The organism is Bradyrhizobium sp. 192 (assembly GCF_023100965.1).
In the GTDB taxonomy this organism is placed as follows: Bacteria; Pseudomonadota; Alphaproteobacteria; order Rhizobiales; family Xanthobacteraceae; genus Bradyrhizobium; species Bradyrhizobium symbiodeficiens.
On record NZ_CP064690.1, the window covers coordinates 5623199 to 5643631 of the forward strand.

The 20433-nt window shown below is 63.4% G+C and carries 32 protein-coding genes; 1 reads left to right on the top strand and 31 read right to left on the bottom strand.

Translation table 11 applies throughout. The features are described from left to right. Positions 1 to 33: 33 nt before the first annotated feature. Positions 34 to 411, bottom strand: coding sequence for a helix-turn-helix domain-containing protein (locus IVB24_RS26200; RefSeq protein WP_063195085.1), 378 nt, complete (start codon positions 409 to 411; stop codon positions 34 to 36). A 135-nt stretch (positions 412 to 546) separates the two neighbouring features. Here IVB24_RS26200 and IVB24_RS26205 point away from each other — a divergent pair, with 135 nt between their 5' ends. After that, complete coding sequence (locus IVB24_RS26205) at positions 547 to 1560, top strand: zinc-binding alcohol dehydrogenase family protein (protein ID WP_166475393.1); 1014 nt, start codon at positions 547 to 549, stop codon at positions 1558 to 1560. A 3-nt stretch (positions 1561 to 1563) separates the two neighbouring features. Here IVB24_RS26205 and IVB24_RS26210 read toward each other — a convergent pair whose 3' ends face one another. The 30 genes from IVB24_RS26210 to tuf form a co-directional block, all read right to left on the bottom strand. Continuing rightward, positions 1564 to 2892 carry a chloride channel protein gene (locus IVB24_RS26210; RefSeq protein ID WP_247769547.1) on the bottom strand — a complete coding sequence of 443 codons (1329 nt, stop codon included), beginning with the start codon at positions 2890 to 2892 and terminating at the stop codon, positions 1564 to 1566. A gap of 104 nt (positions 2893 to 2996) precedes the next feature. Then, positions 2997 to 3785 carry an SDR family oxidoreductase gene (locus tag IVB24_RS26215; protein ID WP_247769548.1) on the bottom strand — a complete coding sequence of 263 codons (789 nt, stop codon included), beginning with the start codon at positions 3783 to 3785 and terminating at the stop codon, positions 2997 to 2999. Positions 3786 to 4133: 348 nt separating this feature from the next. Beyond that, entirely contained in the window at positions 4134 to 4550 is a 417-nt protein-coding gene (gene rplQ / locus IVB24_RS26220) for a 50S ribosomal protein L17 (protein ID WP_094971994.1), read from the bottom strand. Between the two features lie 145 nt (positions 4551 to 4695). After that, entirely contained in the window at positions 4696 to 5727 is a 1032-nt protein-coding gene (locus tag IVB24_RS26225; protein ID WP_094895375.1) for a DNA-directed RNA polymerase subunit alpha, read from the bottom strand. A 111-nt stretch (positions 5728 to 5838) separates the two neighbouring features. After that, a complete protein-coding gene (gene rpsK, locus IVB24_RS26230) occupies positions 5839 to 6228 on the bottom strand; it encodes a 30S ribosomal protein S11 (protein WP_007603045.1) in 390 nt (129 codons plus the stop codon). Positions 6229 to 6358: 130 nt separating this feature from the next. Beyond that, complete coding sequence (gene rpsM / locus IVB24_RS26235) at positions 6359 to 6727, bottom strand: 30S ribosomal protein S13 (RefSeq protein WP_014494511.1); 369 nt, start codon at positions 6725 to 6727, stop codon at positions 6359 to 6361. A gap of 187 nt (positions 6728 to 6914) precedes the next feature. Beyond that, on the bottom strand, positions 6915 to 7793 hold the full coding sequence (locus tag IVB24_RS26240) for an adenylate kinase (protein WP_247769549.1): 879 nt from the start codon (positions 7791 to 7793) through the stop codon (positions 6915 to 6917). A gap of 269 nt (positions 7794 to 8062) precedes the next feature. Next, positions 8063 to 9394, bottom strand: coding sequence for a preprotein translocase subunit SecY (gene secY / locus IVB24_RS26245; RefSeq protein ID WP_094971996.1), 1332 nt, complete (start codon positions 9392 to 9394; stop codon positions 8063 to 8065). A 150-nt stretch (positions 9395 to 9544) separates the two neighbouring features. Beyond that, on the bottom strand, positions 9545 to 10030 hold the full coding sequence (gene rplO, locus IVB24_RS26250; protein WP_094971997.1) for a 50S ribosomal protein L15: 486 nt from the start codon (positions 10028 to 10030) through the stop codon (positions 9545 to 9547). 15 nt (positions 10031 to 10045) lie between these two features. Further along, complete coding sequence (gene rpmD, locus IVB24_RS26255; protein ID WP_094895379.1) at positions 10046 to 10252, bottom strand: 50S ribosomal protein L30; 207 nt, start codon at positions 10250 to 10252, stop codon at positions 10046 to 10048. A gap of 23 nt (positions 10253 to 10275) precedes the next feature. Beyond that, positions 10276 to 10872, bottom strand: a complete 597-nt coding sequence (gene rpsE, locus IVB24_RS26260) for a 30S ribosomal protein S5 (protein ID WP_018322271.1) — start codon at positions 10870 to 10872, stop codon at positions 10276 to 10278. A gap of 44 nt (positions 10873 to 10916) precedes the next feature. After that, positions 10917 to 11279: a 50S ribosomal protein L18 gene (gene rplR / locus IVB24_RS26265; RefSeq protein ID WP_007603036.1), complete on the bottom strand. Its 363-nt coding sequence runs from the start codon at positions 11277 to 11279 to the stop codon at positions 10917 to 10919. Between the two features lie 11 nt (positions 11280 to 11290). Further along, on the bottom strand, positions 11291 to 11824 hold the full coding sequence (rplF, locus tag IVB24_RS26270) for a 50S ribosomal protein L6 (RefSeq protein ID WP_094971998.1): 534 nt from the start codon (positions 11822 to 11824) through the stop codon (positions 11291 to 11293). A gap of 16 nt (positions 11825 to 11840) precedes the next feature. After that, positions 11841 to 12239, bottom strand: a complete 399-nt coding sequence (gene rpsH, locus IVB24_RS26275; protein WP_094895380.1) for a 30S ribosomal protein S8 — start codon at positions 12237 to 12239, stop codon at positions 11841 to 11843. A 14-nt stretch (positions 12240 to 12253) separates the two neighbouring features. Beyond that, positions 12254 to 12559 (bottom strand): 30S ribosomal protein S14, encoded by a 306-nt coding sequence (gene rpsN, locus IVB24_RS26280; protein ID WP_094895381.1) that lies wholly within the window; start codon positions 12557 to 12559, stop codon positions 12254 to 12256. Positions 12560 to 12605: 46 nt separating this feature from the next. After that, entirely contained in the window at positions 12606 to 13163 is a 558-nt protein-coding gene (gene rplE, locus IVB24_RS26285; RefSeq protein ID WP_247769550.1) for a 50S ribosomal protein L5, read from the bottom strand. Further along, entirely contained in the window at positions 13156 to 13470 is a 315-nt protein-coding gene (gene rplX / locus IVB24_RS26290; protein ID WP_007603031.1) for a 50S ribosomal protein L24, read from the bottom strand. Before rplX ends, rplE begins: the two co-directional genes overlap by 8 nt. After that, positions 13470 to 13838 carry a 50S ribosomal protein L14 gene (rplN, locus tag IVB24_RS26295; protein ID WP_007603030.1) on the bottom strand — a complete coding sequence of 123 codons (369 nt, stop codon included), beginning with the start codon at positions 13836 to 13838 and terminating at the stop codon, positions 13470 to 13472. The genes rplX and rplN overlap by 1 nt, the downstream gene beginning before the upstream one ends. Positions 13839 to 13922: 84 nt before the next feature. Further along, complete coding sequence (gene rpsQ, locus IVB24_RS26300) at positions 13923 to 14171, bottom strand: 30S ribosomal protein S17 (RefSeq protein WP_008136346.1); 249 nt, start codon at positions 14169 to 14171, stop codon at positions 13923 to 13925. A gap of 13 nt (positions 14172 to 14184) precedes the next feature. Then, entirely contained in the window at positions 14185 to 14391 is a 207-nt protein-coding gene (gene rpmC / locus IVB24_RS26305) for a 50S ribosomal protein L29 (protein WP_094895733.1), read from the bottom strand. Positions 14392 to 14396: 5 nt separating this feature from the next. Further along, positions 14397 to 14810 carry a 50S ribosomal protein L16 gene (rplP, locus tag IVB24_RS26310; RefSeq protein ID WP_008136349.1) on the bottom strand — a complete coding sequence of 138 codons (414 nt, stop codon included), beginning with the start codon at positions 14808 to 14810 and terminating at the stop codon, positions 14397 to 14399. Between the two features lie 32 nt (positions 14811 to 14842). After that, positions 14843 to 15568, bottom strand: coding sequence for a 30S ribosomal protein S3 (gene rpsC, locus IVB24_RS26315; RefSeq protein WP_008136351.1), 726 nt, complete (start codon positions 15566 to 15568; stop codon positions 14843 to 14845). Between the two features lie 17 nt (positions 15569 to 15585). Beyond that, the gene (gene rplV, locus IVB24_RS26320) at positions 15586 to 15972 is read right to left on the bottom strand and encodes a 50S ribosomal protein L22 (protein WP_008136353.1); all 387 of its coding nucleotides are present in this window, start codon (positions 15970 to 15972) and stop codon (positions 15586 to 15588) included. A gap of 10 nt (positions 15973 to 15982) precedes the next feature. Further along, positions 15983 to 16261, bottom strand: a complete 279-nt coding sequence (gene rpsS / locus IVB24_RS26325; protein ID WP_008136357.1) for a 30S ribosomal protein S19 — start codon at positions 16259 to 16261, stop codon at positions 15983 to 15985. Positions 16262 to 16273: 12 nt separating this feature from the next. Then, entirely contained in the window at positions 16274 to 17107 is an 834-nt protein-coding gene (gene rplB / locus IVB24_RS26330; RefSeq protein ID WP_091957434.1) for a 50S ribosomal protein L2, read from the bottom strand. A 12-nt stretch (positions 17108 to 17119) separates the two neighbouring features. After that, positions 17120 to 17422: a 50S ribosomal protein L23 gene (locus IVB24_RS26335; RefSeq protein ID WP_063195096.1), complete on the bottom strand. Its 303-nt coding sequence runs from the start codon at positions 17420 to 17422 to the stop codon at positions 17120 to 17122. Next, entirely contained in the window at positions 17419 to 18039 is a 621-nt protein-coding gene (gene rplD, locus IVB24_RS26340; protein ID WP_074116741.1) for a 50S ribosomal protein L4, read from the bottom strand. The genes IVB24_RS26335 and rplD overlap by 4 nt, the downstream gene beginning before the upstream one ends. A gap of 1 nt (position 18040) precedes the next feature. Continuing rightward, entirely contained in the window at positions 18041 to 18757 is a 717-nt protein-coding gene (gene rplC, locus IVB24_RS26345; RefSeq protein ID WP_018322262.1) for a 50S ribosomal protein L3, read from the bottom strand. A 55-nt stretch (positions 18758 to 18812) separates the two neighbouring features. Next, positions 18813 to 19121, bottom strand: coding sequence for a 30S ribosomal protein S10 (gene rpsJ, locus IVB24_RS26350; RefSeq protein WP_002712302.1), 309 nt, complete (start codon positions 19119 to 19121; stop codon positions 18813 to 18815). A gap of 84 nt (positions 19122 to 19205) precedes the next feature. Beyond that, positions 19206 to 20396 (bottom strand): elongation factor Tu, encoded by a 1191-nt coding sequence (tuf, locus tag IVB24_RS26355; RefSeq protein WP_008136415.1) that lies wholly within the window; start codon positions 20394 to 20396, stop codon positions 19206 to 19208. Positions 20397 to 20433 lie beyond the last annotated feature (37 nt).

The following is a 20433-nucleotide window of genomic DNA, read 5'->3' on the forward strand; positions in this document are numbered from 1 at the left end:
CGCGCGCAGCGCGAGCCCGGGACCATGCTGGAACTACGCCGCGCGCTTCGGCTTCCTCACCACCACCGGCGGCGGCGCGCAGGACAGCCGCTGCTGGTGGCTCTCGCCCCAGGCTTTCAGGATGTCGATCACCGGCTTGAGGCTCTCACCCAACTCGGAGAGACAGTACTCCACGCGCGGCGGCACCTCCGCATAGACCTTGCGGATGACGAGCTTGTCCTCCTCCAGCGCGCGAAGCTGTTTTGTCAGCATGCGCTGGGTGATGCCGGGCATCCGGCGGCGCAGTTCGCCGAAGCGCTGGGTGCCGCTCTGCAGGTGATAGAGGATCACGCCCTTCCATTTGCCGTCGATCAGATCCAGCGTCGCCTCGACCGAGCAGCCCGGGCGCCGGGCAAAATCGCGCCGTTTCATGCGTGTTTTTCCAATAGTATCCAAACAGGGACTATATCCCCGAATTTACAGTACTTGCCAAATCGGAGCTAGCGCGACAGTTAGCAGGCCAAGCGGGCTCATGCCAAGCTGCGCGCCATCTGATGGAGACAAGCCATGAAAGCCGTCGGCTACAAGAAATCGCTTCCGATCGAGGACGCGGATTCGCTGATCGATTTCGAGACCGCAAAACCCGAGCCCAAGGGACGCGACATTCGCGTCGCCGTGAAGGCGATTTCGGCCAATCCGGTCGATTACAAGGTGCGCAAGCGCGCAGCGCCGCCCGAGGGCGAGACCAAGATCCTGGGCTACGACGCGGCTGGCGTTGTCGATGCCGTCGGACCCGAGGTCACGCTGTTCAAGCCGGGCGATGAAGTGTTCTACGCAGGCTCGATCCTGCGCCAAGGCACCAATGCCGAATTCCACCTGGTCGACGAACGCATCACAGGCCTCAAGCCGAAGTCGCTCTCGTTTGCCCAGGCAGCTGCCCTTCCCCTCACCTCCATCACCGCCTGGGAATTGCTGTTCGATCGGCTCGGCGCGGTGCCCGGCAAGAGCGTCGATCCGCGCACGCTGCTGATCACGGGCGGCGCCGGCGGCGTCGGCTCGATCCTGATCCAGCTCGCCCGCCGCCTCACCGGTCTCACGGTGGTCGCGACCGCGACGCGGCCGGAATCGCAGAAATGGTGTCTCGATCTCGGCGCGCATGCGGTGATCGATCATGGCAAGCCGATGAAGGAGCAGATCGAAAAATTGAAGCTGCCGCCGGTCGCGCTGGTGGCGAGCCTCACCTTCACCGACCAGCACTACAAGGCGATCGCCGAGTTGATGGCGCCGCAGGGCCGGTTCGGCCTGATCGACGATCCCCCGGAGTTCAACATGAGCACGTTCAAGGGCAAGGCGATCTCGGTCCACTGGGAATCGATGTTCACGCGCTCCTCGTTCCAGACGGCGGACATGATCGCGCAGCATCATCTGCTGAACGACGTCGCCGACCTCATCGACAAGGGCGTGTTGCGCACCACGCTCGACCAGACTTTCGGCACGATCAACGCGGCCAACCTCAAGCGCGCGCATGCGCTCTTGGAGAGCGGCAAGTCGCGCGGCAAGATCGTGCTGGAGGGGTGGTAGGCGTCAGTTCGAAGCGGGCGGCGCCTTCGCATCCTGCGGATGCGTCGCACGTTCGACAAAGCCTTTTGCCAGCGCGTGATAGATGCCCTCCTCGCAGATCATTCGCGAGGTCACGTGCGCGATCAGCGCGGCCGCCATCAATGGCACGACCATGCCGTGATTGTCCGTCATCTCGGTCACGATCACGAACGCCGTGATCGGCGCCTGAACCACGCCGGCGAAGTACGAGACCATGCCGAGCAGCATGATCGCGCCGAGCGGCGCATCGTGGAAGAACGAGGCGATGTTGCTGCCGATGCCGGCACCGACGGCAAGCGACGGCGCGAAAATACCGCCGGGTATGCCGCTGATCGCGGCAAAGGTCGTCGCCAGCAGCTTGAGCACGCCGAAATCCTGCGGCAGCGGCGAGCCGTGCTCCAGCGCCGTCTTCACCTGGTCATAGCCGGTGCCATAGATCGTATCGCCGGATACCAGGCCGCAGATCGCGACGGCCAGTCCACATGCGAATGCAAACCAGAGTGGATGCCCCTTGATCGCGCGTCCGAGCGAATTCTTGCCCCCCCGCGCCATCGTGATGACGATGCGGCTGAACAGGCCGCCCGCCAGACCGCCGGCCACACCACAGAGCGGAACGGCCAGCCAGTCCAGGCCACGCGCCAGCGACGTCGCGCTGCTGCCGAAATAGGCGTAATTGCCCGCCAGCGCCAGCGAGGTCAGGCCAGCCGCGATCACGGCCGCAATGATGAGGCTGGACGTGCGGGTCTCGAAAGCGCGGCTCATCTCCTCGATGCCGAAGACGATGCCAGCGAGCGGCGTGTTGAACGCTGCGGCAACGCCTGCAGCGGCTCCGGCCAGAATCAATCCGGGCTGGCGGCGCGGTGAGACGCGGCCGAGTGCGAACATGATGGACGCACCCACCTGCACTGTCGGACCTTCCCGGCCAACGGAGCCGCCGCACAACAGACCGAACAGAGTGAGGATCACCTTTCCGATCGCGATCCGCATCGAGACCAGGCTCTCTCGCGCGCGCTGATCGGTCAGATGCCGTGCGGCGATGGCTTGCGGAATTCCGCTGCCCTGCGCGTTCGGAAACAGACGAATGGTCAGATAGGCCGAGAGCACGAAGCCGAGCGGCGTCACCGCCAGCACGGCATAGCGGGACTTCGCGAGCAGCAGCCCGAAGGCATGCTGGGCGAGATCGGCGAGCTGTGCCAGCGCCACCGCTATGGCACCGACACAGATCCCGCCGAGCAGGAAGATCGCCTGCCGCTGCCATCGCGCGGACGTCAGCTTGAAGAGGCGTTTATGGCGGGTCGACAGGGGCCAGAGCATGAGAGCTGATCTTAGCCGACTGCGCGCCGAACGGAACCCACGGGCCCGCAAACCAGCCAGACTGGAACAACGCTTCGACAACCAGCAGCCGCCGCAGCGCCGCCTCAGGCGATGGTATTGACGATGCCGCCCTCGGCCCGCAGCGCCGCACCGTTGGTCGCGGACGCCTGCTTCGAGGCGACATAGACCACCATGTTGGCGATCTCGTCGACGCTGGCGAAGCGTTGCAACAGCGAACTCGGGCGATGCTGCTTGACGAAATTGGCGGCGGCCTCATCGACCGACTGCCCGTTCTGCTTGGCGAGATCCTTCACGAAGGTCTCGACGCCCTCCGACATCGTCGGGCCCGGCAGCACGGAATTGACGGTAACACCCGTGCCGCGGGTAAGCTGTGCCAAGCCGCGCGCGACCGAGAGCTGGGCTGTTTTGCTCATGCCGTAGTGGATCATCTCGACGGGAATGTTCAGCCCCGACTCAGATGAAATGAAGACGATGCGGCCCCAATTGCGCTTGAGCATGCCCTTCAGGTAAGCGCGCGACAGCCGCACGCCGCTCATGACGTTGACCTCGAAGAAACGGCTCCAATCCTCGTCCGGGATGTCGAAGAAATCCTTGGGCTCGAAGATGCCGGCGTTGTTGATGAGGATGTCGACCTCAGGCAGCGCCGCAACCAGCGCCTTGCAGCCTGCGGCAGTCGAGACGTTGGCAGCGATTCCGCGCACCTTCGCGCCCGTCCCTTCCAGCTTGCGCACCGCGGCATCGACCTTGTCCTGGCCCCGGCCGTTGATCACGACACTGGCGCCCGAGCCGGCGAGGCCTTTGGCGATGGCGTGACCGATGCCGGCAGTCGAGCCAGTCACGAGGGCGGTCTTTCCGGAAAGGTCGATGTTCATGCGTGGGCTCCTTTGATGTTCACCGAGATATCATGCGCTGCGAAAGCAGCTTCAATCGTCCCTCACCGACGCGTGAGGATCGGCCGCCGCAACAGCAGTGGGTACAGGGTCGGCAAGGCGTAGCGTGCCCACCCTGTCGACGCGGGATGCTGGCATGACCTTGTACCCGTCGCATCTGATGCCTTGCGCAATCGCACGTTTGATTTGCTGATCGCTCCACGCGCTCAGGCCGGCCACCGAATCGAGGTGGCTTTCAGGGCGATGGGCCATGGTCAGAAGACAATGGCAGCGCAATAAAAAAAGCGGCGCCCGGAGGCGCCGCTCTTCGAAAACTCAATACCGATCGGCTTACGCCGCCTCGGCTTCCTTTTCCTGCACCGGACCGGAATCCTGGCCCTTGGCGTCGACGTCGCGATCGACGAACTCGATCACGGCCATCGGGGCGTTGTCGCCGTAGCGGAAGCCGGCCTTGATGATGCGGGTGTAGCCGCCCTGACGGTCCTTGTAGCGAGCCGCCAGCACGTCGAACAGCTTCCTGACCTGGTCCTTGTCGCGCATCTCGGAGATCGCCTGGCGGCGCATCGCCAGCCCGCCCTTCTTGCCGAGGGTGACGAGCTTCTCGACGATCGGACGCAATTCCTTCGCCTTCGGCAGCGTGGTGACGATCTGCTCGTGCTTGATCAGCGCAGCGCACATGTTGGCGAACATCGCGCGGCGATGCTCGGCCGTGCGATTGAGCTTCCGATGAACCTTGCCGTGACGCATGTGACTATTCCTTACGTAAAAACTGCCGCGACGGTTCGTCGGACATGTTGCTCAGGTGGGCTGCCTGCGTTCGCCCGTAGTACGCGAGTGATGAGTAACGAATGGCGAATAGTCGTCTATTCGCCACCCCCTACTCGCCATTCGCTCAGTAGTGATCCTCGAAGCGCTTGGCGAGCTCGTCGATGTTCTCCGGCGGCCAGCCCGGCACTTCCATGCCGAGATGCAGACCCATCTGGGCCAGCACTTCCTTGATCTCGTTCAGCGACTTGCGGCCGAAGTTCGGGGTGCGGAGCATTTCGGCTTCGCTCTTCTGGACGAGGTCGCCGATGTAGACGATGTTGTCGTTCTTCAAGCAGTTGGCCGAGCGCACCGACAGCTCGAGCTCGTCCACCTTCTTGAGGAAGGCCGGGTTGAAGGCGAGGTCCGGGATGATCTCCTGGGCGACTTCCTTGCGCGGCTCTTCGAAGTTGACGAACACGTTGAGCTGATCCTGGAGGATGCGAGCGGCATAGGCCACCGAATCATCCGGCGTCAGCGCGCCGTTGGTCTCGATCGTCATGGTCAACTTGTCGTAGTCGAGGATCTGGCCCTCACGGGTGTTCTCGACCTTGTAGGAGACCTTGCGGACCGGCGAGTACAGGCTGTCGACCGGGATCAGGCCGATCGGCGCATCCTCGGGACGGTTGCGCTCGGCGGGCACGTAGCCCTTGCCGGTGGCGACCGTGAACTCCATGCGGATCTCGGCGCCCTCGTCGAGGGTGCAGATCTGCAGGTCCGGGTTGAGCACGACGACGTCGCCGACGGTCTGGATGTCGCCGGCGGTGACGACGCCCGGGCCGGACTTCTTCACGACCATGCGCTTGGGGCCTTCGCCCTGCATCTTGATCGAGATGTCCTTGATGTTGAGCACGATATCGGTGACGTCCTCACGAACGCCCGCGATCGAGGAGAACTCGTGCAGCACGCCGTCGATGTGCACCGACTGCACCGCTGCGCCCTGGAGCGAGGAGAGCAGGATGCGGCGCAGCGCGTTGCCGAGCGTCTGGCCGAAGCCGCGCTCGAGCGGCTCGGCGACGATGGTCGCGAAACGCGAGGGATCGCTGCCGGGCTGCACCTGGAGCTTGTTCGGTCGAATCAGTTCTTGCCAATTTTTCTGGATCGTCACTGTTTCACCCATACAGGCCAGTCATACTGCGATTGCAGATACCGGCGTTGGAGAAAGGCCGCAGATCATTTCCGCGGCTTTGCAAAAAACAATCGCGGGCGCCGATGCGCCCGCAATTTCGTATCAAACGCGCCGACGCTTGCGGGGACGGCAACCGTTGTGCGGGATCGTGGTCACGTCACGGATCGAGGTGACGGTGAAGCCTGCGGCCTGAAGCGCGCGGAGCGCCGATTCGCGGCCTGAACCGGGACCTGCGACTTCGACTTCCAGCGTGCGCATGCCGTGTTCCTGCGCCTTCTTGGACACGTCTTCGGCGGCAACCTGCGCGGCGTACGGGGTGGACTTGCGCGAGCCCTTGAAGCCCATCGTGCCGGCGGAAGACCAGGCAATCGTGTTGCCCTGCGCGTCGGTGATGGTGATGGTCGTGTTGTTGAACGACGAGTTCACGTGCGCGACGCCGGAGGCGATGTTCTTGCGCTCACGACGACGAACGCGGGTGGCTTCCTTGCCCATAGAGTACCTCTCCTGAAGATCTCAAACGCCGCCGTAGTGCCAGCGGCTACACCTGTGGAAGCGAATGGTGAGTAGCGAATGGCGAATAGGGATCTCCCTACTCGCCATTCGCCATTCCCTATTCGCGAGTTTACTTCTTCTTGCCGGCGATGGCCTTGGCCGGACCCTTGCGCGTGCGCGCATTGGTGTGGGTACGCTGGCCGCGCACCGGCAGGCCGCGACGATGACGCAGGCCGCGATAGCAGCCGAGGTCCATCAGACGCTTGATGTTGATGCCGACCTCACGACGCAGGTCGCCCTCGACGAGATAGTCGCGGTCGATCACTTCGCGGATCTGGAGCACTTCGGCATCGCTCAGCTGATTGACGCGACGATCCTCGGGGATCTTCACCTTTTCGAGAATCTCGCCAGCGATCTTCTGGCCGATGCCATGGATGTACTGGAGCGCGATCAGCACGCGCTTGTTGGTCGGGATGTTCACGCCGGCAATACGGGCCACGGCCTTCTCTCCTGTTACCGATCCCTCGTCAGGAACCGGTCTTTAAGTGCTTGGTTTCTCGGGCAGGTGTTCACAAACGCGAACACGACGCCCACCCCCGGTCTTCCTGGGGCCCGGCATCGTTTGAAACTATCCGACTTGGATGCGGGGCTTATTAGGGGATTCCAGGGGCTTTCGTCAACCGCTGCTAGCGTTTGGCTCGCCTTTTCGTGACCTTTTTTGCGGCCTTCTTGGCACCCTTTTTGACAGCCTTCCTGGCGGTCTTTGGGGACGCCCTTTTCGCGGCTTTCTTGACGGTCTTCCCGGCGGCCTTCTTGGCCGCCTTCTTGGGGCCCCTCACCGCCGCCTTGGCGGCCTTTTTAGCCGATTTGGCGGGCCTTTTGGTCGTTTTGGCTGCTTTCCCAGCCTTCTTGCTGGCCTTGGCCTTCTTGGCCGGTCCAGCCTTGGCTGCGCTTTTGGCGTTGGTCCTGGCCTCGACTGCCCCCAGCGCCAGGAGCTGGCGATGGATGGCGCGGGTGACCTCGTCGATGGCCATCATACCGTCGATGGTCGAGAGCTTGCGCCGCTCGGAATAGTAGTGAATCAGCGGTTCCGTCTGGTTGCGGTAGTTGGCTAACCGCTTGGTCAGGACCTCCGGGGTGTCGTCGAGTCGGACCTCCTCCCCGCGCTCACGCATCTGGGCGACGCGAGTCTCGACACGGTGCAGCAGCGCGCTCTCGTTGACGCGGAGCTCGATCACGGCGTCGAGCTTGAGGTGCTTGTGCTTGAGCAGATCGTCCAGCGCCTCCGCCTGCGGCACGGTGCGCGGGAAACCGTCGAGGATGAAGCCGTTGCGGGCGTCCGGCTGGTCGATCCGATCGGAGATGATTCCGACCACGACCTCGTCGGGCACGAGAGCACCGCTGGCCATGATCTCCTTGGCCTTCAGCCCGACCGGCGTTCCGGCCGCCACGGCCGCACGCAGCATCTCGCCGGTCGAGAGCTGGACGATGCCATAGCGCTCGACCAGCAGCTGCGCCTGGGTCCCCTTGCCCGACCCCGGCGGTCCAAGAAGTATAATTCTCATCGCGTATGCCCCCCGGATTGGTGAGCGATACGTCGCGCACCCGTGTTTGAAGTCCAAGAACAGTGCAAACCATAATCGGCGCTGCACCGCTACCCATATCATAGGGGAGCGGACGGGCAGACGCCAAGAAGGGCTTTGAAATCAGTGATTGCGTCGCAGTGCGGGGTGCTCTGCCAATGCGATCGAAGGTCCGTGCTGCGCTTGGCGCAAGCCGCGCACCGTCGGTGCGCGGCGAATCGGCGGCGCAGACGCGCCGCCTCGATAGGCCTCTAGCGGCGGCGCCCGCGCAGCTTCGACTTGCGGATCAGGCCTTCATACTGATGCGCCAGCAGATAGCCCTGCACCTGCGCCACCGTGTCCATGGTGACGCTGACCACGATCAGCAGCGAGGTGCCGCCGAAGTAGAACGGCACCGAAGCATAGGAGATCAGGATTTCCGGGATCAAGCAGACGATCGCCAGATAGACCGCACCGAGCACGGTGATGCGCGACAGCACGTAGTCGATATATTCCGCGGTGCGTTCGCCGGGACGGATGCCCGGAATGAAGCCGCCGTGCTTCTTCAGATTGTCCGCGGTCTCGGTCGGGTTGAACACGATCGCGGTGTAGAAGAAGGCGAAGAACACGATCAGCGCCAGATACATGATCAGGAACAGCGGACGGCCGTGGCCGAGCTGGGTGGTGATCCACTGGAACCATTCCGGCCCGCTTCCCGCGTTGAAGTTCGCCACCGTGGTCGGCAGCAAGAGCAGCGAGGACGCGAAGATCGGCGGGATCACGCCGGAGGTATTGAGCTTGAGCGGCAGATGCGAGGACTGGCCCTCGAACATCTTGTTGCCGACCTGGCGCTTCGGATACTGGATCAGGAGGCGGCGCTGCGCGCGCTCCATGAACACGATGAAGGCGATCACGGCGACCGCCATGATGATGACGACCAGGATCAGGCCGGTCGACATCGCGCCCTGACGACCGAGCTCGAGCATGTTGGCGAGCGCGGCGGGCAGCTCGGCGACGATGCCGGACAGAATGATCAGCGAGATGCCGTTGCCGATGCCGCGCGAGGTGATCTGCTCGCCCAGCCACATCAGGAACATGGTGCCGCCGGTCAGCGTGATCGCAGTGGACAGACGGAAGAACAGGCCGGGGTCGCTGACGACGTTGCCGGCGCCCTCGAGGCCCACCGCGATTCCGTAGGACTGGAACGCGGCCAGGATCACGGTGAGATAGCGGGTGTACTGGTTCAGCAGCTTGCGGCCGGACTCGCCTTCCTTCTTCAGCGCCTCGAGTTGCGGCGAGACGGTGGTGAGGAGCTGGATGATGATCGAGGCCGAGATATACGGCATGATGTTCAGCGCGAAGATCGCCATGCGGTGGATGCCGCCGCCGGCGAACATGTTGAACATGCCGAGGATGCCGCCCGCCTGGGAGCGGAACACCTGCTCCCAGATATTGGGGTCGATGCCGGGGAGCGGGATGTAGGTCCCGAGCCGATAAACGAGCAACGCACCCAGGGTGAACCAGATGCGCTTCTTCAGTTCGTCAGCCTTGGCGAACGCACCGAAATTGAGATTGGCTGCCAGTTGTTCCGCTGCAGAGGCCATCTTGGACTTTCTCCCGCCGCCTATTGCGCCGTCATGCCCGCGGCCGGGCTACATTATACCGGACACCGGACATTATCTGGGGCTCGGCTTCGATAAGTCCACGTCCTTCGTGCGTAAAGGCCCGCGAGCCGCGGGCCAATGACGCAGTTGTTACGCCGCCTCGCCTTCTTCCTTGGCAGGGGCGAGGATCTTCACCGAGCCGCCGGCCTTCTCGACCGCGGCGATCGCGGTCTTGGTGGCGCCGTGGACTTCGATGTTGAGCTTGGACTTGAGCTCGCCGCGGCCGAGCAGCCGCAGGCCACCCTTGGGCCGGCGCAGAACGCCACCCTTCACCAGGGACTCGATGGTCACGACGCTGCCGGCGTCGATCTTCTTGGCATCGACCGCTTCCTGGAGCCGGTCGAGATTGATCTCGGCGAACTCGACGCGGAAGATGTTGTTGAAGCCGCGCTTGGGCAGACGGCGATGCAACGGCATCTGGCCGCCTTCGAAACCCTTGATGCGCACGCCCGAACGCGCGGTCTGGCCCTTGCCGCCGCGGCCGGACTGCTTACCCTTGCCCGAACCAATGCCACGCCCGACGCGCATACGCTTCTTGCGCGAGCCGGCGTTGTCGGCGATATCGCTGAGCTTCATCGCCCTTCTCCTTATTTACTTCTCGTCGACGATGCGAACGAGATGATGAACCTTCTCGATCATGCCACGGACTGCCGGGGTGTCCTGCAGTTCGCTGGTGCGACCGATCTTGTTGAGCTTGAGCCCGATCAGCGTCGAACGCTGCGAGTGATGGCGGCGGATCGCGCTGCCGGTCTGCTCGAGCTTGATCGTCTTGCTGGACTTAGCTGCGTCCTTGGCCATGAGAATCTACTCCAGAGCTTCCGTTAGTCGGCAGCCGCCTCGGCATCGCCACCGATCCGGCGCGACTGCAGAGTGGACACCTTGATGTTGCGGCGGGCTGCGACCGAACGCGGCGAATCCTGATGCTTCAGCGCGTCGAAGGTCGCGCGAACCATGTTGTAGGGGTTCGACGAGCCGATCGACTTGGCTACCACGTCCTGGACGCCGAGCGTCTCGAACACGGCGCGCATCGGGCCGCCGGCGATGATGCCGGTACCGGCGGGAGCCGCGCGCAGGTAGACACGGCCAGCGCCATGACGGCCGGCGATGTCGTGATGCAGCGTACGGCCCTCGCGCAGCGACACGCGGGTCAGGTTGCGCTTGGCGGACTCGGTGGCCTTGCGGATCGCTTCCGGCACTTCGCGCGCCTTGCCGTGACCGAAGCCGGCGCGGCCCTTCTGGTCGCCGATCACGACCAGCGCTGCGAAACCGAAGCGCTTGCCACCCTTGACGACCTTGGCAACGCGGTTGATGTGGACGAGCTTGTCGACGAACTCGCTGTCGCGCTCCTCGCGCTCCCTGCGTTCACGTCCGCCGCCGCCGCGTTGATCGCGTCCACCACGTTGTTCGCGTTCTGCCATTTTTCCAATCCTTCAGAGGCTTGCGCCCCAATCCTCAAATTCTGTTAGAAGCTCAGCCCGCTCTCACGCGCTGCATCGGCCAGAGCCTTGACGCGCCCGTGATAGAGGTAGCTGCCGCGATCGAACACGACTTCCTTGACGCCCTTCTCGGCGGCGCGCTCGGCCAGCAGCTTGCCGACCGCCTTCGCCGCATCGATGTCAGCGCCGGTCTTGCCGCCGTCGCGCATCGACTTCTCGAGCGATGAGGCAGAGGCCAGCGTCTCGCCCTTCAGGTCGTCGATGACCTGGGCGTAGATGTGCTTGGACGAGCGGAACACCGACAGGCGCGGACGGCCGCCACCGGAGCGGCGCAGCTTCAGCCGTACACTGCGCTTGCGCCGGGCATTCGTAACCTTGGCTTTCGACATGACCGGCTCCGTTACTTCTTCTTGCCTTCCTTGCGGAAGATGAATTCGCCAACATACTTCACGCCCTTGCCCTTGTAGGGCTCCGGCGGACGATAGGAGCGAATCTCGGCGGCGACCTGGCCGACGCGCTGGATGTCGCTGCCGGTCACCGTGATCTCGGTCGGCTTCGGCACCGTGATCGTGATCCCCTCCGGGATCGTATAGACCACGTCGTGGCTGTAGCCGAGCGCGAGCTGCAGGTTCTTGCCCTGCATCGCGGCGCGGTAACCGACGCCGGTGATCTCGAGCTTCTTCTCGAAGCCCTTGGTGACGCCTTCGACCAGATTCGCGACCTGGGCGCGAGCGGTGCCGTACAGCGCGCGCGCGCGATTGGTCTCGACCCGCGGGTTCACCTTCACCTGGCCGTCCTCGAGCTTCACCTCGACGTCGTCATGAACGACGAACTGAAGCTGGCCCTTCGGGCCCTTCATCTTGACGGTCTGCCCATCGACGGTCGCGGTAACACCCGACGGAACCGGCACAGGCCTTTTGCCAACACGTGACATGGATCAAAAATCCTTCTCAGAACACCGTGAAGAGGACTTCACCGCCCACATTCGCTTCGCGCGCGCTGTGGTCGGCCATGATCCCCTTCGGCGTCGACAACACCGAAATGCCGAGCCCATTGTTGACCCGCGGCAGGTTCTTCACCGAGGCGTAAACGCGACGCCCGGGCTTGGAAACACGTTCGATCTCGCGGATGACGGGCTCGCCGTCGAAATACTTCAGCTCGATCTCGATCTCGCTGCGGCCCGAGGAATGCTCGAGCGTGGCGTAACCGCGGATGTAGCCCTCGCTCTTGAGGACCTCGAGCACGTTCTCGCGCATCCTCGAGCCAGGCGTCGAGACCTTGGACTTGGAGCGCATCTGCGCGTTGCGGATGCGGGTGATCAGATCGCTGATTGGATCGTGCGTAGACATCTAAACGACCCTCCTTACCAGCTGGACTTCACGAGGCCCGGGACCATGCCCTTGGAGCCAAGTTCGCGCATCGCGATGCGGGACAGTTTGGTCTTGCGGTAGTTCGAACGCGAACGGCCCGACAGCTCGCAACGCAGACGGATGCGGGTCGCCGACGAGTTGCGCGGCATTTCCGCAAGCTTCAGGGTCGCGGCGAACCGCTCCTCCATCGGCAGCGTCTTGTCGGCGATGATCGCCTTCAAACGCTCGCGCTTCGGGGCGGCGTTCTTCGTCATCCGCTTGCGCCGGTTGTTCTTCTCGATTGAACTCTTCTTTGCCATGCTTGGCTCCTGGGTATCCGCGTTTGAGAGGCTTTAGGTCAGCGTCTCACTGCCGGAACGGGAAATTGAAAGCGGTCAACAAGGCCCTCGCCTCGTCGTCGGTCTTGGCCGTGGTGCAGACAGTGATGTCCATACCGCGGGCTTCCGTGACCTTGTCGAAGTCGATCTCGGGGAAAATGATGTGCTCCTTGATGCCGAGCGAATAATTGCCGCGGCCGTCGAAGCTCTTCGGGTTCAGGCCGCGGAAGTCGCGGACGCGCGGCAGCGCGACCGTCACCAGGCGATCAATGAACTCGTACATGCGGGCCTTGCGCAGCGTGACCTTGCAGCCGATCGGCTGGTTTTCACGCAGCTTGAAGGTCGCGATCGCGATACGCGAGTAGGTCACGATGGCCTTCTGGCCTGCGATCTGGGTCAGCTCGCTGGCGGCGGTCTCGGCCTTCTTGCGGTCGTTGACGGAATCGCCGACGCCCATGTTCAGCACGACCTTGTCCAGGCGCGGAACCTGCATCACGTTCTCATAACCGAACTTCTCGGTCATTTCCGTGCGGATCTTCGCATCGTATTCCGCGCGCAGGCGCGGGGTATAAGTGGCCTCAGCCATCGATCTCAGCTCCCGAGCTCTTGGCGATGCGGACCTTCTTGCCGTCCGCCAGAATCTTGAATCCGACGCGGGTCGGCTTTCCGTCCTTGCCGACATACGCGATGTTGGACAGTTGGATCGGCGACTCCTTGGAGATGATGCCGCCCTCCTGGGCCTGCGTCTGCTTCTGGTGACGCTTGACCATGTTGATGCCGCGCACCAGCGCCGTGCCGGCGTCGGGGCGAACCTCGAACACCTCGCCGGTGCGGCCCTTGTCGCGACCGGTCAGCACGACGACCTTGTCGCCCTTGCGGATCTTCGCAGCCATCACAGCACCTCCGGCGCGAGCGAGATGATCTTCATGTGGTTCTTCGCACGCAGCTCGCGCGGCACGGGCCCGAAGATACGGGTGCCGACCGGCTCGGACTGGTTGTTGATCAGAACGGCGGCGTTGCGGTCGAAACGGATGACCGAACCGTCGGCGCGGCGGATGTCCTTGCGGACGCGCACCACGACGGCCTTCATCACGTCGCCCTTCTTCACCTTGCCACGCGGAATCGCTTCCTTGATCGAGACGACAATGATGTCGCCGATCGTGGCGTAGCGGCGCTTGGAGCCTCCGAGCACCTTGATACACATGACACGGCGTGCGCCAGAATTGTCGGCCACGTCGAGGTTGGTCTGCATCTGAATCATTGATGCACCTCGTCCTCTTCTCTCTTGCGCCAGCCCAGCCGGCGCTCAACATTTCCCTGAAGTCAGTCGGCTAAAGCCAACAGATCAGGCGCTTTTCTTGTGTTCGCCCCGGATCACGACCCAGCGCTTCAACTTCGAAATCGGCTTCGATTCCTCGATCCACACCATGTCGCCCGGCTTGAACTGGTTGTCCTCGTCGTGCGCGTGGTAGTTCTTCGAACGGCGGATCGTCTTCTTGTAGATCGGATGCGTGAAGCGGCGATCGACGCGCACCACGACGGTCTTGGCAGTCTTGTCGCTGACGACCACGCCTTGCAAAGTACGTTTCGGCATCTTCGTAAGCCCCTTACTTCTCTTTCGCGCGCTTCTGCGCGGCGACGGTCTTGATACGGGCGATATCACGGCGAGCCTCGCGCAGGCGCGAGGTGTTCTCGAGCTGCCCGGTGGCGCGCTGGAAGCGCAGGTTGAAGCGTTCCTTCTTCAGGTTCAGGACGGCGTCATCCTGCTGGTCGGGGCTCATCGCGCGGATGTCTTCGATCTTCATCTGGGCCATGGCCATTACTCCGCAATGCGCTCGACGAAGCGCGTCTTGATCGGCAGCTTGGCGGCCGCCAGGGTCAGCGCTTCGCGCGCCGTCTGGGTGTTGACGCCGTCGATCTCGAACAACACTCGGCCCGGCTTGACGCGCGCGACCCACAATTCCGGCGAACCCTTGCCGGAGCCCATGCGGACTTCGGCCGGCTTCTTCGACACCGGAACGTCCGGGAATACGCGGATCCAGACGCGGCCGGCACGCTTCATGTGACGGGTGAGCGCGCGGCGGGCGGCTTCGATCTGGCGCGCGGTGACGCGCTCAGGCTCGGTCGCCTTCAGGCCGAACTGGCCGAAGGCCAACGTCGCACCCGAAGACGCAACGCCGTGGATACGGCCCTTATGCGCTTTCCGGAACTTCGTCTTCTTAGGTTGCATCATGGCTTTGAGCCCTCAAATTCTCTGTGCTGGCGTCAGGCCGCAGCGTTGTCGCGGCGCCCACGGCCACCGCGATCACCACCGCCGCTGCTCTCGCCTTCGGCCATTCTCTTGTCCTGGGCCATCGGATCGTGCTCGAGGATCTCGCCCTTGAAGATCCAGACCTTGACGCCGCAGGTGCCGAAGGTCGTGAACGCGGTCGCAACGCCGTAGTCGATGTCGGCGCGCAGCGTGTGCAGCGGCACGCGACCTTCGCGGTACCACTCCATGCGCGCGATTTCCGCACCGCCCAGACGACCCGAGCAGTTGATGCGGATGCCTTCAGCGCCGAGACGCATCGCCGACTGAACGGCGCGCTTCATGGCACGGCGGAACGCGACGCGGCGCTCGAGCTGCTGCGCGATCGACTCGGCCACCAGCGTCGCGTCGAGCTCCGGCTTGCGGATTTCGACGATGTTGATGACGACGTCGGACGAGGTGATGTCCGCGACCCTCTTGCGCAGCTTGTCGATGTCGGCGCCCTTCTTGCCGATCACCACGCCCGGACGAGCCGAGTGGATGGTGACGCGGCACTTCTTGTGCGGACGCTCGATCACGATGCGGGCGACGGCCGCCTGCTTGAGCTCCTTGTGCAGGATCTCACGGATCTTGACGTCCTCGTGCAGCAGCTTGCCGTATTCCTGCTTGCCGGCGAACCAGCGGGAATCCCAGGTGCGGTTGATGCCGAGACGCAGACCGATCGGATTGATCTTTTGACCCATCGTGTTCTCCTGCGCCCTTAAGCGGCTGCTTCGGCTTCGACCTGACGAACGATGATCGTCAGCTGCGAAAATGGTTTGTAGACACGGCCCGAGCGGCCGCGGCCGCGGGCGGCGAAGCGCTTCATGACGAGGCCGTTGCCCACGAAGGCCTGCGCCACGACGAGATCGTCGACGTCGAGATCGTGGTTGTTCTCGGCATTGGCGATAGCCGATTCCAGGCACTTCTTCACGTCGACCGCGATCCGCTTGCGCGAAAACTGCAGATCGGCGAGCGCAGCAGCTGCCTTCCGGCCGCGAATGAGCTGGGCGACCAGGTTGAGCTTCTGCGGGCTCACCCGCAGCATCCGGGCGACCGCCTTGGCCTCGTTCTCGGCGAGGCTCCGTTCGCGCTTAGGTTTGCTCATCGTTTAATCCTCAAGCCTTCTTGGCTTTCTTGTCGCCGGAGTGGCCATGGAAGGTCCGGGTCGGCGAGAACTCGCCGAACTTGTGCCCGACCATTTCCTCGTTGACCGCCACCGGAACGTGCTTCTGACCGTTGTAGACGCCGAAGGTCAGGCCGACGAACTGCGGCAGGATCGTCGAGCGACGGCTCCAGATCTTGATGACGTCGTGACGGCCGGACGCACGGGCGGCATCTGCCTTCTTGAGCAGAGAACCCTCGACGAACGGGCCTTTCCAGACTGAACGAACCATGTCCGGCGTTCCTTACTTCTTCCGCTTGTGGCGGCTTAGGAGAATGAATTTGTTGGTCGACTTGTTGGTGCGGGTCTTCTTGCCCTTGGTCGGCTTGCCCCACGGGGTGACCGGGTGGCGGCCGCCCGAGGTACGACCTTCACCACCGCCGTGCGGATGGTCGATCGGGTTCATCGAAACACCGCGGTTATGCGGCTTGCGGCCCAGCCAACGGTTGCGGCCGGCCTTGCCGATCGAGGTGTTCATGTGATCCGGGTTCGACACCGCACCGATCGTGCCGCGGCAACGGCCGTGCACCAGGCGCTGCTCGCCCGAATTCAGGCGGATGATCACGTAGTCCTGGTCGCGACCGACGAGCTGGGCATAGGTGCCCGCGGAACGGGCGAGCTGGCCGCCCTTCCCGATCTTGAGCTCGATGTTGTGGATGATCGTGCCGACCGGCATGTTGCCGAGCGGCATGACGTTGCCCGGCTTCACGTCGACGTAGTTGCCGGCGATGATGGTATCACCCACCGCCAGGCGCTGCGGCGCCAGGATGTAGGCCTGCTCGCCGTCCTGATACTTGATCAGCGCGATGAAGCCGCTGCGGTTCGGATCGTATTCCAGCCGCTCGACGGTCGCGGGAACATCGATCTTCTCACGCTTGAAATCGACGGTGCGCAGCGTCCGCTTGTGACCACCGCCGCGGAAGCGCACGGTGATGCGACCGGTGCTGTTGCGACCGCCCGAGGAGTGCTTGCCTTCGGTGAGCGCCTTGACAGGCTTGCCCTTGTAGAGGGCCGAACGATCGACCATGACCAGCTGGCGCTGGCCCGGCGTCGTGGGATTGAATGTCTTCAGTGCCATCGTCGTGCGACCTTACAGACCGGTGGTCACGTCGATCCGGTGACCCTCTTCGAGAGTCACGATCGCGCGCTTGGAGTTCGACTGCGAGCCGAGATTGCCGCGGAAGATCTTGGTCTTGCCCTTGCGGACCAGCGTGTTGACGCTCTTGACCTTGACGTCGAACAGCTTCTCGATCGCTTCCTTGATCTGCGGCTTGGTCGCCTTGGCGGCCACCTTGAACAGCACCTTGTTGTGCTCCGAGGCGATCGTGGCCTTTTCGGTCACGACCGGCGACAGGATCACGTCGTAGTGGCGGGCCTCGATGTTCTTCGTCATTTGAAGCGCGCCTCCAGCGCATCGATGGCGGCCTTGGTCAGAACGAGCTTCTGACGGCGCAGGATGTCGTAGACGTTGATGCCCTGGATCGGCAGCACGTCCATGTTCGGGATGTTGCGGGCCGCAGCGGCGAAGCCGTTGTTGAGCTCGGCGCCGTCGATGATCAGCGCGTTGGTCAGACCCAGACCCGAGAAGTGACCGAGCAGAGCCTTTGTCTTGGCGGCTTCCAGCGCGGCCTTGTCGATCACGACGAGATCGCCGTCCTTGGCCTTGGCCGAGAGCGCATGCTTCAGCGCCAGCGCGCGGACCTTCTTCGGCAGGTCGGTGGCGTGCGAACGCACCACCGGACCGAAGGCACGGCCGCCGCCGCGGAACTGCGGCACGCGGGCCGAGCCGTGACGAGCACCGCCGGTGCCCTTCTGCTTGTACATCTTTTTGCCGGTGCGCCAGATCTCGGCGCGACCCTTGGCCTTGTGAGTACCGGCCTGGCGCTTGTTGAGCTGCCACTGCACGCAACGTGCAATGATGTCCTGGCGCGGCTCGAGACCGAAAATGGTGTCGGAGAGCTGGACCGAGCCGGCTTCCTTACCTTCGAGGGTGGTGACCTTCAATTCCATCTCACGCACCCTCTTGCTGGGCCGCAGCCTCGGCTTCGCCGCCCGCAACCTTGAACTTGCCGGGCTTCGGAGCTTCCTTCGGCAACGGCTTCTTGACGGCGTCGCGCACGCGGATCCAGCCGCCCTTGGAGCCGGGAACGGCACCTTCGACGAGGATCAAGCCGCGCTCGACATCGAGCTGAACGACGCGAAGGTTGAGCGTGGTGATGCGGTCGACACCCATGTGGCCGGGCATCTTCTTGTTCTTCCAGGTCTTGCCGGGGTCCTGACGGCCACCGGTCGAACCGATCGAGCGGTGCGAGACGGACACACCGTGGGTGGCGCGCAGACCGCCGAAGTTCCAGCGCTTCATGCCGCCGGCGAAGCCCTTACCGACCGAGGTGCCGGTGACGTCGACGAACTGGCCGACGACGAAGTGGTCGGCAAGGATCTCGGCGCCGACCGGGATCATGGCATCCGCGGTGACGCGGAACTCCTCGACCCGGCGCTTCGGCTCGACCTTGGCGACCGCGAACTGGCCGCGCTCAGCCTTGGGCATGTAAACGGTCTTGCGGGCGCCAGAACCAAGCTGGAGTGCGACGTAACCGTTCTTCTCTTCAGTGCGGTGGCCTACGACCTGGCAATTGCCGAGCTTCAGCACGGTCACGGGGATATGTTCGCCGGCCTCTGTAAAGACCCGCGTCATCCCGACCTTTTGTGCGATCACTCCGGAGCGCATCGGCGTGCTTCCTGTTCTTTCTGTCCGCTATAGTCGCGAACGTGATCCAAAAATCTTAGAGCTTGATCTCGACGTCGACACCGGCGGCCAGGTCGAGCTTCATCAAAGCATCGACGGTCTGCGGGGTCGGATCGACGATGTCGAGCAGGCGCTTGTGAGTGCGCATCTCGAACTGCTCGCGGCTCTTCTTGTCGACGTGGGGCGAACGGTTGACGGTGAACTTCTCGATGCGGGTGGGCAGCGGAATGGGTCCGCGGACCTGCGCGCCGGTGCGCTTCGCCGTGTTCACGATCTCGCGGGTCGACGTATCGAGGATACGATGGTCGAACGCCTTGAGACGGATACGAATGTTTTGGCCGTTCATTGCCGTGCTTTCTCTAGTGAGTGGCGAGTAGCGAGTAGCGAATAGATTTCCCTATTCGCCACTCACCATTCCCTATTCGCTTAGTTACTCGATGATCGAGGCGACGACGCCGGCGCCGACGGTGCGGCCGCCCTCGCGGATCGCGAAGCGGAGCTTCTCTTCCATCGCGATCGGCACGATCAGGTGCACTTCCATCGCGATGTTGTCGCCCGGCATCACCATCTCGGTGCCTTCCGGCAGGTGCACGACACCGGTCACGTCGGTGGTGCGGAAGTAGAACTGCGGACGGTAGTTGGTGAAGAACGGGGTGTGGCGACCGCCCTCTTCCTTGGTGAGGATGTAAGCCTCAGCCTTGAACTTGGTGTGCGGCTTGACCGAACCCGGCTTGCACAGCACCTGGCCGCGCTCGACGTCTTCGCGCTTGGTGCCGCGGAGCAGTGCACCGATGTTGTCGCCGGCCTGGCCCTGATCGAGCAGCTTGCGGAACATTTCGACGCCGGTGACGGTCGTCTTCTGGGTCGCACGAAGACCGACGATCTCGATTTCCTCGCCGACCTTGACGATGCCGCGCTCGACACGGCCGGTCACGACGGTGCCGCGGCCCGAGATCGAGAACACGTCTTCAACCGGCATCAGGAACGGCTGGTCGATCGGACGCTCCGGCTGCGGGATGTACTCGTCGACGTTCTTCATGAGCTCGAGGATGGCGTCGTGGCCGAGCTTCTTGTCGGAATCTTCGAGAGCGGCGAGCGCCGAACCCTTGATGATCGGGATCTTGTCGCCCGGGAAGTCGTACTTCGAGAGCAGCTCGCGGACTTCGAGCTCGACGAGCTCGAGCAGTTCCGGATCGTCGACCATGTCGCACTTGTTGAGGAACACGACGAGCGCAGGCACGCCGACCTGGCGGGCGAGCAGGATGTGCTCGCGGGTCTGCGGCATCGGGCCGTCAGCGGCCGACACGACCAGGATCGCACCGTCCATCTGGGCGGCGCCGGTGATCATGTTCTTGACGTAGTCGGCGTGGCCGGGACAGTCGACGTGGGCGTAGTGGCGGTTCGGCGTCTCGTACTCGACGTGCGCGGTCGAGATGGTGATGCCGCGCGCCTTCTCTTCCGGCGCCTTGTCGATCTGGTCGTACGCGGTGAACGTCGCACCGCCCGCTTCGGCGAGAACCTTGGTGATCGCCGCGGTCAGCGACGTCTTACCATGGTCGACGTGACCGATGGTGCCGATGTTGCAGTGCGGCTTGTTACGTTCAAACTTTGCTTTGGCCATTTGACTCTCCGTTCAATCGTCAGTTCGTGACCGACGA